The sequence below is a fragment of the Eubacterium sp. MSJ-13 genome, assembly GCF_018918235.1.
In the GTDB taxonomy this organism is placed as follows: Bacteria; Bacillota; Clostridia; order Lachnospirales; family Lachnospiraceae; genus Butyribacter.
In genome coordinates this window covers 1-17,921 of sequence record NZ_JAHLQE010000101.1, presented here as the reverse complement: position 1 = coordinate 17,921, position 17,921 = coordinate 1, and the positions used below count along the sequence as shown (strand labels likewise).

The following is a 17,921-nucleotide window of genomic DNA, read 5'->3' as shown; positions in this document are numbered from 1 at the left end:
CTGGGCGTGTTCGGGACTTTCACCCGTTAGAGCGCGCCCATGGCGCGCAAACTAAAAACAGCCTTGTCATGCAAAGCACAACAAGGCTGTTCTCTATATAAAACTCTAATTTGATGCTGTAATATAAAATTACTCGATGATTGTAGCAACCTTTCCAGAACCTACTGTACGTCCACCTTCACGGATAGCGAAGTTAAGACCCTGCTCCATAGCTACTGGATGGATGAGCTCGATTGTCATCTCTACGTTATCACCAGGCATGCACATTTCTGTACCTGCAGGTAACTCACAAACACCTGTTACGTCTGTTGTTCTGAAGTAGAACTGTGGACGATAGTTGTTGAAGAATGGAGTATGACGTCCACCTTCGTCCTTTGTAAGAACGTAAACCTGAGCTGTAAATTTCTTATGGCATGTTACTGTACCTGGCTTAGCAAGAACCTGTCCACGAACGATCTGATCTCTGTTGATACCACGAAGAAGAGCACCGATGTTATCACCAGCCTGTGCCTCGTCAAGCATCTTACGGAACATTTCGATACCAGTTACAACTGTCTTACCAACTTCTTCCTTAACACCGAGGATTTCAAGTTCGTCGTTGAGGTGAAGTGTACCACGCTCTACTCTACCTGTAGCAACTGTACCACGACCTGTGATTGTGAATACGTCCTCTACTGGCATAAGGAATGGCTTATCTGTATCACGCTCTGGGTTTGGAATGTACTCATCAACTGTGTCCATGAGTTCCATGATCTTGTCTCCCCACTCGCCGTTAGGATCTTCAAGAGCTTTAAGAGCTGAACCTTTGATGATTGGACAATCTTCAAATCCGTACTCTTCAAGAGCTTCTGTAACTTCCATCTCTACTAATTCGATAAGCTCAGGATCGTCAACCATATCGCACTTGTTAAGGAATACTACGATATAAGGAACGTTAACCTGACGAGAAAGTAAGATATGCTCTTTTGTCTGAGCCATAACACCGTCAGTAGCAGCAACTACGAGGATAGCACCGTCCATCTGAGCAGCACCTGTGATCATGTTCTTTACATAATCAGCATGGCCTGGGCAGTCAACGTGAGCGTAATGTCTCTTCTCTGTCTCATACTCAACGTGGGCTGTAGAGATTGTGATACCTCTTTCTCTCTCTTCTGGAGCCTTATCAATGTTCTCGAAATCTACTGCTGCGTTACCAGCAACTCTAGCTGCAAGTGTCTTTGTAATAGCAGCTGTAAGTGTTGTTTTACCATGATCTACGTGACCGATAGTACCAATGTTACAATGAGGTTTAGTTCTTTCAAACTTTTCTTTAGCCATTTTTAATTATCCTCCTTAAATTTCATAGGCTTTGCCTAACTAATTTTCAATTCTCGATTTTCGCGTTTTTATAACACTATAAAAAGTATTATATTGCAAACACATCTATTTTTCAAGTCTTTTTCAAGACTTTTACAAGGAAAAGACTCTTAAAATCTTATTTTAAAAATCTTTTCCCTATGAATTTTATATATGATGTCGAAGCAAAAAAGTATTTTAACTCCAACTGTCAAGAATTATTCTGCATTCTTACCTGCAAGAACCTTGTCCTGAACATTCTTTGGACACTGCTGATACTTCTCAAAGAACATTGAGTAGTTTCCACGTCCCTGTGTTGTAGAACGAAGCTCTGTAGAATATCCGAACATTTCAGCAAGTGGAACAAAAGCTCTAACAATCTTTCCACCACCGATGTCATCCATTCCTTCAATCTGTCCACGCTTAGCATTAAGACTTCCGATAACATCACCCATGTATTCCTCAGGCATAGTAACTTCAACCTTCATGATAGGCTCAAGTAATACTGCGTTACCTTTCTTCATAGCATCCTTGAATGCCATAGAACCTGCAATGTGGAATGCCATTTCTGATGAATCGACTTCGTGGTATGAACCATCCCATACAGTAGCATGTACACCGAGTACAGGGAATCCACCGAGGATACCAGCCTGAGCTGCTTCTTCGATACCTTCACCAACGGCTGGAATGTATTCCTTAGGAATAGCACCACCAACTACTGTTGACTCAAACTTAAATGGCTCTTCACCGTTAGGATCCATAGGCTCAAATTTAACTTTACAATGTCCGTACTGACCACGTCCACCTGACTGTTTAGCATATTTGCTATCGATATCAACAGCAGTTGTAAATGTCTCTTTGTATGCAACCTGTGGAGCACCTACGTTAGCTTCTACATTGAACTCACGAAGAAGTCTGTCTACGATAACTTCAAGATGAAGCTCACCCATACCTGCGATGATAGTCTGACCAGTTTCCTGATCTGTATGAGCTTTGAATGTTGGATCTTCTTCAGCAAGTTTTGCTAAAGCTTCACCCATCTTACCCTGGTCATTCTTTGTCTTAGGCTCGATAGCAAGCTCGATAACAGGCTCTGGGAATTCCATAGATTCAAGAATAACAGGATGCTGCTCATCACAGATAGTATCACCTGTTGTTGTAATCTTAAATCCTACTGCAGCAGCGATATCACCAGAGTAAACCTTGTCGATCTCGCTACGGCTGTTAGCATGCATCTGTACGATACGACCAACACGCTCTTTCTTCTGCTTTGTAGCATTGAGAACATATGAACCTGAGTTTAATGTTCCTGAATATACACGGAAGAATGCAAGCTTTCCAACGAATGGGTCAGTCATGATCTTGAATGCAAGTGCGGCGAATGGTTCATCATCAGAAGATTTACGAACTACTTCGTTTCCTTCTTCGTCTGTACCTGTGATATCAGGGATATCTGTTGGTGCAGGCATGAACTCAACTACGCCATCAAGTAACTTCTGAACACCCTTGTTCTTATATGCAGAACCACAGTATACAGGTACTGCTTCACAAGCGATAGTTCCTTTACGAAGTGCTTTCTTTAACTCGTCGATAGTTGGCTCTTCACCTTCGAGATATTTCTCTAACAAGTCATCATCTAACTCGCAGACTTTCTCGATAAGGTTGTTATGCCACTCATCAGCGAGGTCTTTGAGGTCATCAGGTATTGTAGTGATTTCAATATCTGTTCCCTCATCATTTTTATAGTAATATGCATCCATTTCAAAAAGGTCGATAAGTCCGATGAAATCATCTTCTTTACCAATCGGAATCTGAACAGGGATAGCATTTTTTCCAAGACGATCAATAATTGTCTGCACTGACATGAAGAAATCAGCACCCATTTTATCCATCTTATTGATGAATGCCATACGAGGTACATTATATGTGTCAGCCTGACGCCATACATTTTCTGACTGAGGCTCAACACCAGCCTTAGCATCAAATACACCTACAGCACCATCAAGTACACGAAGTGAACGCTCAACCTCAACTGTGAAGTCTACGTGGCCCGGTGTATCAATGATGTTGATACGATGCTCTAAAGCACCTGGTTTCTTCTTATGGTGATCTTCAAGTGTCCAATGACATGTTGTAGCAGCAGAAGTGATTGTGATACCTCTTTCTTTTTCCTGCTCCATCCAGTCCATTGTTGAGGCACCATCATGTGTCTCACCGATCTTATAGTTTACACCTGTGTAATATAAGATACGTTCTGTTAATGTAGTCTTACCGGCATCGATATGAGCCATGATACCGATATTTCTAGTTCTATCAAGTGGATATTCTCTTCCAGCCAAGACTCTTTACCTCCTTACCAACGATAATGTGCAAAAGCCTTATTAGCTTCAGCCATCTTGTGCATGTCTTCTTTCTTCTTTACAGATGCGCCTGTATTGTTAGAAGCATCTAAAATCTCGTTAGCAAGTCTTTCTTTCATTGTTTTCTCACTTCTCTTACGAGAGTAGAGTGTAAGCCAACGAAGAGCTAAAGCCTGTCTTCTGTCAGGTCTAACTTCGATAGGTACCTGATATGTTGCACCACCGATACGTCTAGCCTTAACTTCGAGCTGTGGCATGATATTGTTCATAGCCTCCTCGAATACTTCAATAGCGTCCTTACCAGATTTCTCTGCAACTTCATCAAATGCACCATAAACGATTTTCTGAGCAACACCCTTTTTACCATCTAACATGATATTGTTTACAAGCTTAGTAACAACTTTGTTCTTGTAAACTGGATCTGCTAACACGTCTCTTTTCTGTATATGTCCTTTACGTGGCACGTTACTTCCCTCCTTAACATTATTTAGCAATACTAACAGCCGACACTGCATTTTCGTATCACTATCATTAATTCATCGGTACTCACAATTTTTAAGTGTCCGCACCAGGTTAATTATGTGAAATTAATCCGGCACTTCCCCAAATTAGTGAATCTTACTTCTTAGGTCTCTTTGCTCCATACTTAGAACGACCCTGCTTTCTGTTTGCAACACCTGCTGTATCAAGTGTACCACGAACGATATGGTATCTTGTACCAGGTAAATCCTTTACTCTACCACCACGGATAAGAACTACGCTATGCTCCTGAAGGTTGTGTCCTTCACCTGGGATGTAGCTAGTTACCTCGATACCGTTTGAGAGACGAACTCTGGCTGTTTTTCTAAGAGCTGAGTTAGGTTTCTTAGGTGTAGCAGTACGAACTGCAGTACAAACACCTCTCTTCTGTGGAGAGCTCTGTGCTACTGTTTTCTTGTTCAAAGAATTGTAAGTGTACTGAAGTGCAGGAGAATTAGACTTCTTTGTAGAGGCCTTTCTTCCCTTTCTTACTAACTGGTTAAATGTTGGCATTAATTTCACCTCCTATGTTTATAGTCAAAAAGTTAACGTATGCAAAAACGCACACTCACTCAGTATAATAAGTAAGTATGCGATTGTCAATACTTTTTTCTAATATTTTTTTAATTCAGACAAAACATTTTTTATACTGCTGACAGAAAATCCTTTCCGATAAAGTTTAGCTACGATTTTCTGACTTTCTTCATATGAAAGTTCTGATGCTTTCTGAACATCTATACCAAGCTTTTCTATCTGCCTCTTTAATGCAGTGCTGTCGTCATAATCTATATTTTCAAGTGCAAGCTCTATATACTCATCTGCAACATGTCTCTTGTAAAGATCCTGCTTTAATCTCTTTATGCTCCTGCTCTCATGATATATCTCAACAAATCTTTTAGCATAACGCTCATCATCAATATAGTGGAAACCTCTTACATACTCTATGGCTTCACTGACAGCTTCATCAGAAAATCCGGCTTTTAAAAGTTTGTCAGTAAGCTCCCACTCTGTCCTGTCATTATGCTGCAGTATCAGCATGGCTCTTTTCTTTGCCTTTAATATTTCATCATTCTTTTTTTCATCTGCTGCCATGACAAATCCTAATCTTGAGCCTGAATATCAGTCTTCTCTACCTGTGCTGTAACACTTTCTGCTTCATCTACAAACACACTTTCATCATCTTCTGTCTTAGTTTCCTTTGAGAATTTTTCTCTTACTTTGCCCTCTATCTCAGCCATAACATCCGGATGCTCTTTAAGATATGTCTTTGCGTTTTCTCTTCCCTGACCGATCTTATTTCCCTCATATGCGTACCATGCACCACTCTTGTTCACAATATCTTCCTTTGCGGCAAGGTCAAGAATATCTCCCTCTCTTGATATACCCTCACCATATATAATGTCAACCTCTGCTTCACGAAAAGGAGGAGCAACCTTGTTTTTAACGACTTTTATGCGTGTACGGTTTCCGATGGCTTCGCCATCTTTCTTTATCTGCTCACCGCGTCTTACTTCAAGTCGGATAGATGAATAATATTTAAGTGCACGTCCACCTGTAGTAGTTTCGGGATTTCCAAACATAACACCGACTTTTTCACGAAGCTGATTTATAAAGATAACAGTACAGCTTGTCTTTCCTATAATAGCTGTAAGTTTTCTAAGTGCCTGTGACATAAGTCTTGCCTGAAGACCTACATGACTGTCTCCCATGTCACCTTCTATCTCTGCTTTTGGTACAAGTGCTGCAACTGAATCCACGATAACTATATCTATAGCTCCGGAACGTACCATAGTCTCAGCGATCTCAAGTGCCTGCTCTCCCGTATCCGGCTGTGATATATATAAATTGTCAATATCTACACCAATCTTTTTAGCATATACCGGATCAAGTGCATGTTCTGCATCTATAAATCCTGCAATGCCGCCTCTTTTCTGCACCTCTGCTACCATATGAAGTGCAACCGTAGTCTTACCACCTGACTCAGGTCCATATACTTCCACAATCCTTCCCTTTGGAACACCGCCGACTCCAAGAGCAATGTCAAGAGAAAGTGAACCTGATGGGACTGTCTCTACATTAAGATGTGTATTATCACCCAGTTTCATAACTGCGCCTTTTCCGTAGTTTCTCTCTATCTGTGCGATAGCAGACTCTAATGCTTTTAACTTGTTCTCATCAATATTTGGTTTTGCCATTTTTAAATCCTCCTTTTACGAACAAATGTTCCTGATACCTATATTATATTCTTTCGATTAAATTGTCAATGATTTTTTACACTAGTGAAAATTATAATGCACAGTAATCTTACTGTTCACTCCTGACACTTACTGTCAGACTATGCACCAAGAAGTCAAGCGGATATTTGTAATACTCTCTGCTACCTGCTCATAACATTATATTTTTTTGCAATTATTATTTCCATATGTCTTTTTCACAAAAACACATGACAGTTTATGTATATTTATCATAATATACAGCCCGAATTTCGTCATTATTTGTCATTTTTCAAAAAAACATACAAAATATATCTGCTTTTATGCCACAATTTTCTTTCCCAACTTTTTGTATTTTGTGTTAGACTATTATATGATGTTTGTGTCAAAAGGTATTTTGCCCCAACTGATGCTAAAGATTGCTACATTGCCATCTGCTTTTGCACCTTGCATTATATTATAAATCTGAAAGGTCGTGTTTTTATGACGCAAAAAACGGTAAACGAAGGAGAATTTTACAGACATTTTAAAGGACAGATATATCATATAAGAGCCCTTGCCACAAATAGCGTGGACAATACACCGGTTGTAGTATACCAGGCAATGTATCCGCCTTTTAAAACCTGGGTTAGTCCCTTTTCAACATTTCTTGAAAAGATTGATAAGGAAAAATATCCTGACGCAGTGCAAAATTTCAGATTTGAAAAAGTCAATTTTGATAATGAAAAATCTGACAACATCAAACCTGACACAGCGGATATTATGACTGACGCTGTCCTGACACCAGATGCTTACGCAAAAACTGCATCTGTAACATACACAGAATCCTCCGCGGCAGATACGAAACAATCTGACGCTTTCATATCAGTATCAGACGAGGAGATCACAGACGCACTTCTATCAGGTCAGGTTGAAAGCAGGCTTTCAGGAAAGATTTCAGATAAACAGCTTGCATTAAAAGGTCTTATGAGTTTTCTTGATGCACAGAATTTTCATGATAAACGCAGGATTTTCATAAGTCTAAGACCGTATCTTAATGACATGCTGCTAAACAATATTGCCGTCACTCTTGACCTTGTCCTTGACAACGGCAGTCCCGAACAGCATTTTGATACGATATTAAACTACCTTGAAACCCATGAACATTATGAGTGTAACAGACTTCGCTAAACCTTAATATCAGCGGTAACTGCTATTTGTCAAGCGGATATTCGCAATCCGCTTTGCTACTTGCTCACAACACTATTAGCTGCTATCGCAGCATAGTGTTAAATTAAGAAATGAGGATAAATAAATGAAAGTAACTAGAGAAAGCATGCTTGTGTATGCAATAACAGACAGACATTGGACAGGCAGACAGACACTTGAACAACAGGTAGAAGAAATTCTAAAAAACGGTGCTACTTTTCTACAGATACGTGAAAAAAACATGCCCCATGACGAACTTGTAAAAGAGGCTGTACGCATTAAGGAGATTGCTAAAAAATATAATATTCCTGTTGTTATTGATGATGATATTTATGCCGTTATCGAATCCGGTGCAGACGGTGTGCATATCGGTCAGAAAGATATGGATTACATCGAAGCAAGAAAACTTCTTGGTAATGATAAGATAATAGGCATGACCGCCCCAAGCGTTGAGCTTGCAAAAAAAGCCGAAAAACTTGGTGCTGACTATATCGGTGCAGGTGCAGTTTTTAGCACAAGCACAAAAAAAGATACAAAGCCTCTTGAACTCAGTACACTCAAAGAAATATGCAACAGCGTTTCTATCCCTGTAGTTGCCATTGGAGGCATTGACCACTCAAATGTCAGAAAACTTGAAGGTACGGATATTGATGGCATTGCCGTAATCTCTGCATTATTTGGTGCAAAAGATTGCGGAAAGGCAACAAGAGAACTTGTATCTATAATGAATACAATTTTCCCGAAAAAGCAATAACTGCTTGCAGTTTTTTCACAAGTGAAGCGGATATTCGTGGTACGCTCTGCCACTTGCTCGATAGTGTTAAAAAATGGAGGTAAATATGAACAAATCTCACAAATTACATATTTTTGATATGGATGGAACAATTCTTGATTCAATGCCAATGTGGGCTACTATCGCATCAGATTATCTTGATTCATACAACATCCCACATGATGACGGGGTAAACAAACTTATTGAATCATATACGCTTGAAAATGCTGCAAAATATTTTATCAAACTCGGACTTAATAAAACAGTAGATGAAATAATCAAAGATATTTATGATTTTTCATTTAATAAATATAAATATGAAATTCCGGCAAAGCCCGGAATGATAGAATTATTGAAGAAACTCCATGAAAGTGGTGATACTATATGCCTTTTGTCCGCCTCACCGGTACAATGTGCTAAAGCTGCCTTTGACAGACTAGGTATCTTAAATTTTTTTAACAAACTGCTTTCATGTCAGGATCTTGAAACAGATAAAACTGTCCCTGAAACTTTTATAAATGTAGCTGCTTCTTTAGGCTTTAAACCTAAAGACACGATAGTCTACGAAGATGCACTATATTCTATTCTTTCAGCCAAAAAAGCAGGATGCAACACAGCAGCCATATATGATGATTTTGCCAAAAACGAATGGAATGAAATTTTAAAAAACGCCGATGAAATAATAGTAAAACCGCTTTAACATTTTTGCCAATAAGTCCCCCACTATATCAAAGAAGTCACCCACTTCTATTGCGTAGAGCAATAAGTGTGGGTGGGGACTTGCTTGTATCATGAGGGGGTACAAGCCCCTTCTTATATGTATGCTGCTATCACATAGCAGCTAATAGTGTTATGAGCAGGTAGCAAAGCGGATTGCGAATATCCGCTTGACTATTCTATCTATATTTATCTTTTTAATCTACAATAATATAACATGTATGTTTCCATTTTTCTCTACAAATTTTACACATTTTTTCATGAACTTCAATCCACCATCTATATATCCTAAATATTCGTACTCATATCTCACTTTTGGAACCTCTGATATTTCCCTATTTGCAACAAATCTGACGCTCATTTCCCCTTCTGTTGAACCTATTGCTATGTCAAATTCTGATATTTCTTTATCTGTTTTGTTTCCTAAGGATATTGTAACACTTTGAGAATTGCATCCCATAATTCCTATTTTCTTCATATCCGTACAATTACTTAAATCCAATTCATTTATCTTTGACCAATTTATGTAAAATTCTTTTAAACAGTCTGTTTTAGGCATTTTTAATTCGTCAAGTGATGCATCTGTAATATTGATTGTTTTAATTTTACAATTATTTGATAAATCTAATTTCTTTACATTGTATGTCATTCTAATATAAAAATTTTCAAGATTTTTGCACCCTGAAACATTTATTTCTTTTAATTTAGCATATTCCTGCTCGTCATAATACTCTCCATATCCCTGTTTCAAAAAGAAATATTTCAATGTTGGATTATTTCCTAAGTCAACGCTTTTCAAGCTATTTCCGGTAACTGAACCAAAATACTGTATTCTTTTAAATGTTGGCAGTTTTACATCAGCTTCTATATCATATCCTATAAAATATGGTGTTGTTATTGACATATCATCCAAGGCAATTCCTTTGACATATCCGTAATCATCCCATGATACCCAGTCTGAAAACCATTTTAACTTCGTAAGGTTACTGTTTTTTCTCCATCCCCAGTCATATGGTGATTCTTCTTGTGCTTTCCAGAAACAATCTATATATAATTTTCTCAGCTGTTTTAATTCTGATTTTTTAGGTGCCTGTTTCTTCACGGTTATATTATAAGTAGTTTTTTTCTTCCCCTGTTTTGCCTGTAACTTTACACTTCCCGATTTTTGTGCTTTGATTTTTATTTCTCTCTTGCCTTTTTTTATTACTGATATATTCTGTTTTCCGCTTAAAATACTCCATGTTGCTTTTTTATCACTTTTTGGTGCTTTTATCGTTTTTTTCTGTGCAACTGTGATTTTTACTTTTTTCGCATTTTTGTCTTTAATCTGTTTTGTCTTTGATGTTGCTGCTACTGCATCTCTCACTCCAACAGCCGTAAACAATCCTGTTACAGCTAAAGAAACACTTAATGATAAAGCCAATAATTTTTTTAATCTTATGCTCATACTCGTTCCTCCCTCATATATAAAAAATATCTGCCTTATAGTACCTTAATAATATAAGACAGATATTTTTTGGTTTTGTTGCAGCTATATTATTTTTTTTCCATAAAAAATTACCACATTACTATGCACACTCTAATACTATTGTTACTATTCTATACAATCTATTTATGCAAAACATATCATTTATCATTCATCAAATATAGATACGATTTCTCCATCAAGTATCTTATTCATATTCTTTACTGCACAGAAATTTCCACACATAGAACATGTATCTTCCTTTTCAGGTTTTGCTGATGCACGATAATTTCTTGCTTTCTCAGGATCTATTGAATATTCAAATGTTTTCTCCCAATCAAGATCCTTTCTTGCCTGTCCCATATTGTCATCCCAGTCTCTTGCTCCCGGAACGCCTTTTGCAATATCTGCCGCATGAGCTGCTATCTTTGATGCTATGATTCCCTCTTTTACATCATTTACATCAGGAAGCCTAAGATGCTCCGCCGGTGTAACATAACATAAGAATGATGCTCCGTATGTAGCTGCTATCGCTCCACCTATTGCCGCTGTGATATGGTCATATCCGGGTGCTATATCTGTTACAAGTGGTCCAAGTACATAGAATGGTGCACCTTTACACATAGCCTGCTGTACTTCCATATTGGCTTTGATCTGGTTAAGCGGCATATGTCCCGGTCCTTCGATCATAACCTGAACATCTTTTTCCCATGCTCTGTTTGTAAGTTCTGAAAGTGCTATAAGCTCCTCTATCTGTGCTGCATCTGTGGCGTCTTTAAGACATCCCGGACGGCATGCATCTCCAAGACTCATTGTCACATCATATTCTCTGCATATATCAAGTACTTCGTCATAATACTCATAGAACGGATTTTCATTTCCAGTCATCTCCATCCACGCATAAATGATAGAACCACCTCTTGAAACAATATTCATAAGTCTTTTATTTCTTTTAAATCTTCTTGCTGTCTCTTTATTTATGCCGCAATGGATAGTCATAAAGTCAACACCATCCTCTGCATGCATCCTTACAACATCTATCCACTCTTTTGCTGTGATATCTTTAAGTGCTTTTTTATAGTAAACAACAGCATCGTAAATCGGTACAGTTCCTATAACGGCAGGACATTCACTTGTAAGTTTGCGTCTGAATACCTGTGTATCTCCACATGAACTCAGATCCATAATAGCCTCTGCACCCATATCAACGGCACTCTTAACTTTTTCCATCTCCATATCGAGATCTGTCCAGTCTCTTGATGTTCCAAGATTGACATTTATCTTTGTTCTGAGTTTTGTTCCTATTCCACTCGGCTTTAAGCACTTGTGGTTTTTATTTGCAGGAATGATAACCTTTCCTTCTGCAACAAGTTTTATAAGCTCATCCTTATCAAATTTTTCATCTTCTGCAACTGCGAGAAGTTCCTTTGTGTAAATGCCTTTTCTTGCGGCATCCATCTGTGTAGCGTATTCCATTTTAATCCTCATTTCTGCACACATTTTTGGTGCGTAATTATTTTTCTGTAATATAAATTATGTATTTCATATGCACTGTTCTATAAAAGCACATTATATATAATGGGGAAGATTTTTCTAAGACCGAAATTTATATACGAAACAGAGTTCCTATATCAAAAAACTCCGGATAACCGATGTAAAACACCGATATCCGGAGTGACCATGCATAATATTTAAAATATATGTGAACCTTTTAAGCTGAAACTTTAAAGCCTTGATCTTAATATTATAATAAAATCAAAAAGTTCAAAACTCTTACTTTCAAACCTTAATCCACATAAACAATATCTGCCTACGACAGTACTAACTGTATCAGGTCATATGGGTCGGATAAAATCCCTCTCAGCATTAAGCTCCCCAGATGTATCTGATTATATTTGCTTTTGAGGCTTATGTCAAGATATTTCGCTGCTATCCATTGAAATAGATACGCTTTTCCTATATATTATTAATAAATGTAAAAATGTAATATCAATTACCAATCGCACCGCAGGTGTGAACAATAACAATATTTAGAAAGGAAGTGCAGAAGATGGCACCAGCTTTACAATTACAAACAGAGACAATAACTCTGGAACAATACGAAACTATTCCAGAAGAAAAAAGAATAGAAGTTTTTGATGGCATCACATATGACATGGCAAGCCCTTCTCAATTACACCAAGCAATCTCCATGGAACTCTCAAACATATTTTATAATTATATCAAGAGTAATAATGGCACATGTAAATTATTTACAGCACCCTTTGATGTAAAACTTTCCGACAAACCTCTAACAATCGTCCAGCCCGACATAATGGTCATCTGTGATCCTAAAAAACTCGATGAAAAAAGATGTAACGGAGCACCTGATTTTATTATAGAAATCGTTTCTCCCAGCAATCCCGAAGATGATTATATACGAAAACTCTATTACTACAAAAATCATGGTGTGCGTGAATACTGGATTGTTGATCCACAGCGAAAAATAGTCACTGTAAACTACTTTGACGGTCATATGGTAAGTGTACAGTACCCTTTTTATTCTGTAATAAAAGTCAATATTTACGATAATCTTTTTGTTGATTTTTCAGAAATCACAAAACTTTTAAATATTTAAATTCATAAAAGGCATATGTACTGTCGCATATGCCTTTTACCATATACTCATCTCTTCTATAAGTACAAACCACATGTCGAAATAACCACGCCGATACCTATTGACTAACCGCATCAAAAAAGATACCATTATGATAAAACTTTTTTACAACTTTACAACACTTATTCGGTTGTTTACTAAATCATTACTTTTCTGGAGGATATACATGATACTGGGACTTTCTGTTTACTTTATTCTTATGAACTTCTATGTTTTCAGCATTTTAGGCTGGGTTTATGAGAGCACTTTCGTTTCCGTCAGAACTGGAAAACCTGTCAACAGAGGATTCCTTGTCGGTCCGATACTTCCGCTCTATGGGACAGGTGCTACCCTTGTATATGTGCTTTTGCGTCCTGTTTCTGCCCACCCTTCGCTGCTATATATTTTAGGAATGATTATCGCAACGGTAATCGAATATATAACATCCTATGTGCTTGAAAAACTATTTCACGCCAAATGGTGGGATTATTCAACAGCACCTTATAATTTTCAGGGACGAATAGCACTTATACCATCTATGTTCTGGGGTATACTTACGCTGCTGCTGTTTGATATCCTTGAACCTTTCGCAAAGTGGCTGATAAGTCTTATCCCTCAGGATATCGGTGAAAAACTGCTTACATTTCTTATAGTTGTTTCACTTATCGATCTGACATACACAGTCATGGAAACGATAAACTTCAAAAAACAGCTCGAAATGCTCTATTCATTCCGTCAGGAACTTGAACAACAGTTTCAGGAGCAGCAGTTCAGTGCTATCAAAGAAGAATTTCTTGCCAAAACTGGTCTGACTGAAAAAATGGAAAATATACGCGAAAAACTTGCCGCTATCAAGGAAAATATGAGTGAAGATACCAAGATACAGCTTCTTGAGGATAAATTAAATGAATACCGTGAAAGAAGCCACTCCTTCCTCAAGAATAAAAATATTATCACTGGCAATAAACGTATTGTTGATGCATTCCCTACGATGAAGTTTATTCCTAAGAATAAGCCTTCTATATCAGTAAAGGAGATGATAGGATATATAAATACCAAAGTCAAAAAAAATAATAAAGACTGACCGCCGGTTTATATTACACACCGACATATATATGTATTATATCATGTACCATACAGATTACATGAAATCCATTAAAGAAAGCAGGCATTATTTATGAAAATCATCAAAAGAAGCGGTTCTGAAAATGAATTTGACGCAAATAAGATAGTAGCTGCTATCAGTAAGGCAAATATGGAAGTTGCTACTATCGAGAGACTTTCTGAAGAACAGATAAGCGAGATCGCATCAAATGTAGAAAAGATATGTGAAGATATGCACAGAGCATTAAATGTAGAGGAGATACAGGATCTTGTCGAAGACCAGATAATGAATAAACGTGCATTTACTCTCGCAAGAAAATACATAACTTACCGCTACACCAGAGCACTTGTAAGAAAATCAAATTCGACGGACAAACAGATATTAAGCCTTATCGAATGTGACAACGAGGAAGTCAGACAGGAAAATTCCAATAAGAATCCTACAGTAAACAGTGTTCAGCGTGATTATATGGCTGGTGAAGTAAGCAAAGATATCACAAAGCGTTTTCTTCTGCCGGAAGATATAGTAAGAGCTCATGAACAGGGCATAATACATTTTCATGACTCGGACTACTTCGCACAGCATATGCACAACTGCTGCCTTGTAAATCTGGAGGACATGCTTCAAAACGGTACTGTCATCAGCGAGACCATGATAGACACACCAAAAAGTTTTGCAACCGCCTGCAATATCGCAACACAGAGTATTGCACAGATTGCAAGCTCACAGTATGGCGGTCAGAGTTTTTCTCTTGCACACCTTGCACCTTTTGTCGATGTAAGCCGCAAAAAATATTTCAGACAGGTGACTGCTGAATTTGAAGCCGCTGGTCTTAACTACACTGAAGAACAGATTAAAAAAGTTGTCGAGATTCGTGTTAAGGATGAAATCAAACGCGGTGTACAGATGATACAGTATCAGGTCATTACACTTATGACTACCAACGGTCAGGCTCCATTTGTCACTATTTTTATGTACCTTAATGAAGCAAAGGATGAAAGAACAAAAAAAGACCTCGCAATGGTGATAGAAGAAATATTAAACCAAAGGATACTCGGTGTAAAAAATGAAAAAGGTGTATATATCACACCGGCTTTTCCAAAACTCCTCTATGTGCTTGAAGAAGATAATATATCAGAGGATTCAAAATATTGGTATCTTACAAAGCTTGCTGCAAGATGTACCGCAAAAAGAATGGTTCCTGATTATATTTCAGAAAAAGTCATGCTTGAATTAAAAGACGGAAACTGTTATCCATGTATGGGCTGCCGTTCTTTCCTCACTGTGTACCACGATGAAAACGGCAAACCTAAATTTTATGGAAGATTTAATCAGGGCGTTGTTACTGTAAATCTCGTTGACATTGCATGTTCCTCTGAAAAAGATATAGATAAATTCTGGAAAATATTTGATGAGCGCATGAAACTTTGTAAAAAGGCTCTTATGTACCGTCATAACAGATTAAAAGGCACATTGTCTGATGTTGCCCCTATCCTCTGGCAATATGGTGCACTGGCGCGCCTAAAAAAGGGCGAAACCATTGATAAACTCCTCTACAATGGCTACTCAACTATATCACTGGGATATGCCGGACTCTGTGAATGTGTACGCTATATGACCGGAAAATCGCATACTTCACCTGATGCGACACCTTTTGCACTTGAAGTAATGCGCAAACTTAATGATTACTGCCAAAAGTGGAAAGATGAGGAAAATATTGATTTCAGCCTATATGGAACACCTCTCGAATCCACGACATACAAATTTGCAAAGTGCCTTCAAAAGAGATTTGGTATTATAGAAGGCGTAACGGACAAAAATTATATCACGAACAGTTACCATGTACATGTTACTGAACCGATAAACGCTTTTGACAAACTGAAATTTGAATCGCAGTTCCAAAAACTTTCACCGGGCGGTGCAGTAAGCTATGTTGAAGTACCTAACCTTGAAAATAACATCGATGCGGTACTCGAAGTAATGAAATATATCTACCAGAATATAATGTATGCAGAACTTAATACAAAAAGCGATTACTGTCAGTGCTGTGGCTACAATGGCCAGATAGAAATAGTAGAGGATGAAAGCGGCAAACTCATATGGCAATGTCCAAACTGTGGCAACACTGACCCAAATAAAATGAATGTTGCAAGAAGAACATGCGGATATATCGGAACACAATTTTGGAATCAGGGAAGAACCCAGGAAATAAAAGAACGCGTACTTCATTTATAATATTTTTCTAATGACAAATAAAGATGGCTGCCATACGAAATATAATACCTCGTGTGGCAGCCTGTTTTTATGATATAAACCACTAAAAAATCACGGTTTAATAATTTTTAATGTTAAAAAAGTATCATCTGTGCCAAACTATTCATATTTCCTGATAGTGTCACAAAGAGTATGATATTTTTCACTCAATACCTCAAATAACTCCTTAACTCCATCTATAGAGCCGCTTCTTAAGATTTCAACAATCTGTGCGTCTTCTTCCAAAAGATTATCAAATCCAAGATTTCCGCACAAACCTTTAAGTGTATGGGCACATTTGAATGCTTCATCTATATTCTCACATTCGATATTTGCTCCAAGCTGGTTAAAATTATCGTCTGCAAGAAATTTTACAAGAAATCTTTTATATAACTCCTCTTTACCCATAAACCTTTCAAGTGCAGTACCATAATCAACTCCCTGATCCATCAATTCCGTTTTCAAATTTTCGCTCATAGTATCTTAATCTTCCCTCCATCCAGATAAAAATAAATAATTATAATTTTATTATAAAATATAATTTTTATCTAGTAAAGAATTTTTTTCGCCGTTAAATCACATTCATGCTCAATGTATCAAAGATTTGATTTTCGTTGTACTAGTGGTATCGTAGCACTGACTTTCAGCTAAATAACACAGAGTAAATTTTCAATCTGCAAGGCATAGAGGAATCCGCCCCTACTCATCCCTCTCACTTAAATCCCTATTTATCTGTGACAGATAATGTATAAATATCTGATTCGTTATCTCTATCTCATACTCACTTCTTAGCTCATCCAGTTTAAAGCTCTTTCTGCCACCATCTGCTGCCCTGTCCCAGAATACCCTCATATCCCGGTAAGGCACATAAAAACATCTGCCCTCTTTCGTAAACATAATGATAAAAAAGGCTACTCCATGCTGTTTCTCAAAGTTTCCCATAAATTCCATCTGATGCTCATGTATATTCTGCAATGGAAATGTCTTTGTCCTGCACTCCTTTGCATCAAAACAGACAGGTATTCCCTGCACCGCCCCTATATAATCAACCGTACTTTTCTGTTCAAAATAAGCAAGCGTTATATGACGGCTCTGCTTATCAATCTCTATCGGTGTTATGGGCGTCGGTATCTTCTGCACAAGTGCAAGATTTTCTTTACTATATTTATCATTAGTAAAATTTATAGCCTCCTCAAGCATCGAGCCTCTAAGACCTCTTGAATTCCACGCTCCCATATAACTATAACTCCTCTTATGAACTAGTATACTGTATCAATGATTTTCAGCTAAATAACGCAGGGTAAATTTTCAGTCTGCAAGACGGAAGAATGAGCCGTAGCGGGCTACGGCGATTGATGA

General features: G+C 37.7%; 16 protein-coding genes and 1 riboswitch. Of the genes, 6 read left to right on the top strand and 10 right to left on the bottom strand.

The genetic code is table 11. From position 1 onward, the window contains the following. Positions 1–129 precede the first annotated feature (129 nt). From tuf to recA, 6 genes are all read right to left on the bottom strand, one after another. Positions 130–1,317 (bottom strand): elongation factor Tu, encoded by a 1,188-nt coding sequence (gene tuf / locus KQI69_RS06510; protein ID WP_216564535.1) that lies wholly within the window; start codon positions 1,315–1,317, stop codon positions 130–132. A 236-nt stretch (positions 1,318–1,553) separates the two neighbouring features. Continuing rightward, complete coding sequence (gene fusA / locus KQI69_RS06505; RefSeq protein ID WP_216564534.1) at positions 1,554–3,674, bottom strand: elongation factor G; 2,121 nt, start codon at positions 3,672–3,674, stop codon at positions 1,554–1,556. Between the two features lie 14 nt (positions 3,675–3,688). Next, the gene (gene rpsG, locus KQI69_RS06500; RefSeq protein ID WP_022015426.1) at positions 3,689–4,159 is read right to left on the bottom strand and encodes a 30S ribosomal protein S7; all 471 of its coding nucleotides are present in this window, start codon (positions 4,157–4,159) and stop codon (positions 3,689–3,691) included. 154 nt (positions 4,160–4,313) lie between these two features. Next, the gene (gene rpsL / locus KQI69_RS06495) at positions 4,314–4,727 is read right to left on the bottom strand and encodes a 30S ribosomal protein S12 (RefSeq protein ID WP_022015427.1); all 414 of its coding nucleotides are present in this window, start codon (positions 4,725–4,727) and stop codon (positions 4,314–4,316) included. Between the two features lie 99 nt (positions 4,728–4,826). After that, entirely contained in the window at positions 4,827–5,306 is a 480-nt protein-coding gene (locus KQI69_RS06490) for a regulatory protein RecX (RefSeq protein ID WP_216564533.1), read from the bottom strand. 8 nt (positions 5,307–5,314) lie between these two features. Beyond that, a complete protein-coding gene (gene recA / locus KQI69_RS06485) occupies positions 5,315–6,409 on the bottom strand; it encodes a recombinase RecA (protein WP_216564532.1) in 1,095 nt (364 codons plus the stop codon). A 501-nt stretch (positions 6,410–6,910) separates the two neighbouring features. Here recA and KQI69_RS06480 point away from each other — a divergent pair. The 3 genes from KQI69_RS06480 to KQI69_RS06470 all read left to right on the top strand — a co-directional run bounded on the left by KQI69_RS06480 (position 6,911) and on the right by KQI69_RS06470 (position 9,087). Then, positions 6,911–7,597, top strand: a complete 687-nt coding sequence (locus tag KQI69_RS06480; protein ID WP_216564531.1) for a DUF1653 domain-containing protein — start codon at positions 6,911–6,913, stop codon at positions 7,595–7,597. A gap of 124 nt (positions 7,598–7,721) precedes the next feature. Then, positions 7,722–8,369, top strand: a complete 648-nt coding sequence (gene thiE, locus KQI69_RS06475; protein ID WP_216564530.1) for a thiamine phosphate synthase — start codon at positions 7,722–7,724, stop codon at positions 8,367–8,369. A gap of 85 nt (positions 8,370–8,454) precedes the next feature. Then, positions 8,455–9,087 carry an HAD family phosphatase gene (locus KQI69_RS06470; RefSeq protein WP_216564529.1) on the top strand — a complete coding sequence of 211 codons (633 nt, stop codon included), beginning with the start codon at positions 8,455–8,457 and terminating at the stop codon, positions 9,085–9,087. Between the two features lie 219 nt (positions 9,088–9,306). On the opposite strand, the gene KQI69_RS06465 is transcribed toward KQI69_RS06470, so the two are convergent. Both KQI69_RS06465 and thiC read right to left on the bottom strand, forming a co-directional pair. After that, positions 9,307–10,551: a hypothetical protein gene (locus KQI69_RS06465; protein ID WP_216564528.1), complete on the bottom strand. Its 1,245-nt coding sequence runs from the start codon at positions 10,549–10,551 to the stop codon at positions 9,307–9,309. A gap of 186 nt (positions 10,552–10,737) precedes the next feature. Further along, a complete protein-coding gene (gene thiC, locus KQI69_RS06460; protein WP_216564527.1) occupies positions 10,738–12,045 on the bottom strand; it encodes a phosphomethylpyrimidine synthase ThiC in 1,308 nt (435 codons plus the stop codon). A 314-nt stretch (positions 12,046–12,359) separates the two neighbouring features. Beyond that, positions 12,360–12,457: riboswitch (TPP riboswitch) on the bottom strand. 162 nt (positions 12,458–12,619) lie between these two features. Here thiC and KQI69_RS06455 point away from each other — a divergent pair. From KQI69_RS06455 to nrdD, 3 genes are all read left to right on the top strand, one after another. After that, positions 12,620–13,186 carry a Uma2 family endonuclease gene (locus KQI69_RS06455; RefSeq protein ID WP_216564526.1) on the top strand — a complete coding sequence of 189 codons (567 nt, stop codon included), beginning with the start codon at positions 12,620–12,622 and terminating at the stop codon, positions 13,184–13,186. Positions 13,187–13,391: 205 nt separating this feature from the next. Next, on the top strand, positions 13,392–14,288 hold the full coding sequence (locus KQI69_RS06450; protein ID WP_216564525.1) for a putative ABC transporter permease: 897 nt from the start codon (positions 13,392–13,394) through the stop codon (positions 14,286–14,288). 93 nt (positions 14,289–14,381) lie between these two features. Then, positions 14,382–16,544: an anaerobic ribonucleoside-triphosphate reductase gene (gene nrdD, locus KQI69_RS06445; RefSeq protein WP_216564524.1), complete on the top strand. Its 2,163-nt coding sequence runs from the start codon at positions 14,382–14,384 to the stop codon at positions 16,542–16,544. A gap of 138 nt (positions 16,545–16,682) precedes the next feature. On the opposite strand, the gene KQI69_RS06440 is transcribed toward nrdD, so the two are convergent. Both KQI69_RS06440 and KQI69_RS06435 read right to left on the bottom strand, forming a co-directional pair. Beyond that, on the bottom strand, positions 16,683–17,039 hold the full coding sequence (locus KQI69_RS06440; protein ID WP_216564523.1) for an Hpt domain-containing protein: 357 nt from the start codon (positions 17,037–17,039) through the stop codon (positions 16,683–16,685). 222 nt (positions 17,040–17,261) lie between these two features. Next, positions 17,262–17,798: a Holliday junction resolvase RecU gene (locus tag KQI69_RS06435; RefSeq protein ID WP_216564522.1), complete on the bottom strand. Its 537-nt coding sequence runs from the start codon at positions 17,796–17,798 to the stop codon at positions 17,262–17,264. Positions 17,799–17,921 lie beyond the last annotated feature (123 nt).

Excerpts from the sequence above, each read along its gene's own strand:
- tuf (WP_216564535.1), bottom strand. The coding sequence starts at position 1,317 with ATGGCTAAAGAAAAGTTTGAAAGAACTAAACCTCATTGTAACATTGGT.
- KQI69_RS06435 (WP_216564522.1), bottom strand. The coding sequence starts at position 17,798 with ATGGGAGCGTGGAATTCAAGAGGTCTTAGAGGCTCGATGCTTGAGGAG.
- KQI69_RS06450 (WP_216564525.1), top strand. The coding sequence starts at position 13,392 with ATGATACTGGGACTTTCTGTTTACTTTATTCTTATGAACTTCTATGTT.
- thiC (WP_216564527.1), bottom strand. The coding sequence starts at position 12,045 with ATGGAATACGCTACACAGATGGATGCCGCAAGAAAAGGCATTTACACA.
- KQI69_RS06470 (WP_216564529.1), top strand. The coding sequence starts at position 8,455 with ATGAACAAATCTCACAAATTACATATTTTTGATATGGATGGAACAATT.
- KQI69_RS06455 (WP_216564526.1), top strand. The coding sequence starts at position 12,620 with ATGGCACCAGCTTTACAATTACAAACAGAGACAATAACTCTGGAACAA.
- thiE (WP_216564530.1), top strand. The coding sequence starts at position 7,722 with ATGAAAGTAACTAGAGAAAGCATGCTTGTGTATGCAATAACAGACAGA.
- rpsL (WP_022015427.1), bottom strand. The coding sequence starts at position 4,727 with ATGCCAACATTTAACCAGTTAGTAAGAAAGGGAAGAAAGGCCTCTACA.
- KQI69_RS06440 (WP_216564523.1), bottom strand. The coding sequence starts at position 17,039 with ATGAGCGAAAATTTGAAAACGGAATTGATGGATCAGGGAGTTGATTAT.
- KQI69_RS06490 (WP_216564533.1), bottom strand. The coding sequence starts at position 5,306 with ATGGCAGCAGATGAAAAAAAGAATGATGAAATATTAAAGGCAAAGAAA.
- KQI69_RS06480 (WP_216564531.1), top strand. The coding sequence starts at position 6,911 with ATGACGCAAAAAACGGTAAACGAAGGAGAATTTTACAGACATTTTAAA.
- recA (WP_216564532.1), bottom strand. The coding sequence starts at position 6,409 with ATGGCAAAACCAAATATTGATGAGAACAAGTTAAAAGCATTAGAGTCT.
- KQI69_RS06465 (WP_216564528.1), bottom strand. The coding sequence starts at position 10,551 with ATGAGCATAAGATTAAAAAAATTATTGGCTTTATCATTAAGTGTTTCT.
- nrdD (WP_216564524.1), top strand. The coding sequence starts at position 14,382 with ATGAAAATCATCAAAAGAAGCGGTTCTGAAAATGAATTTGACGCAAAT.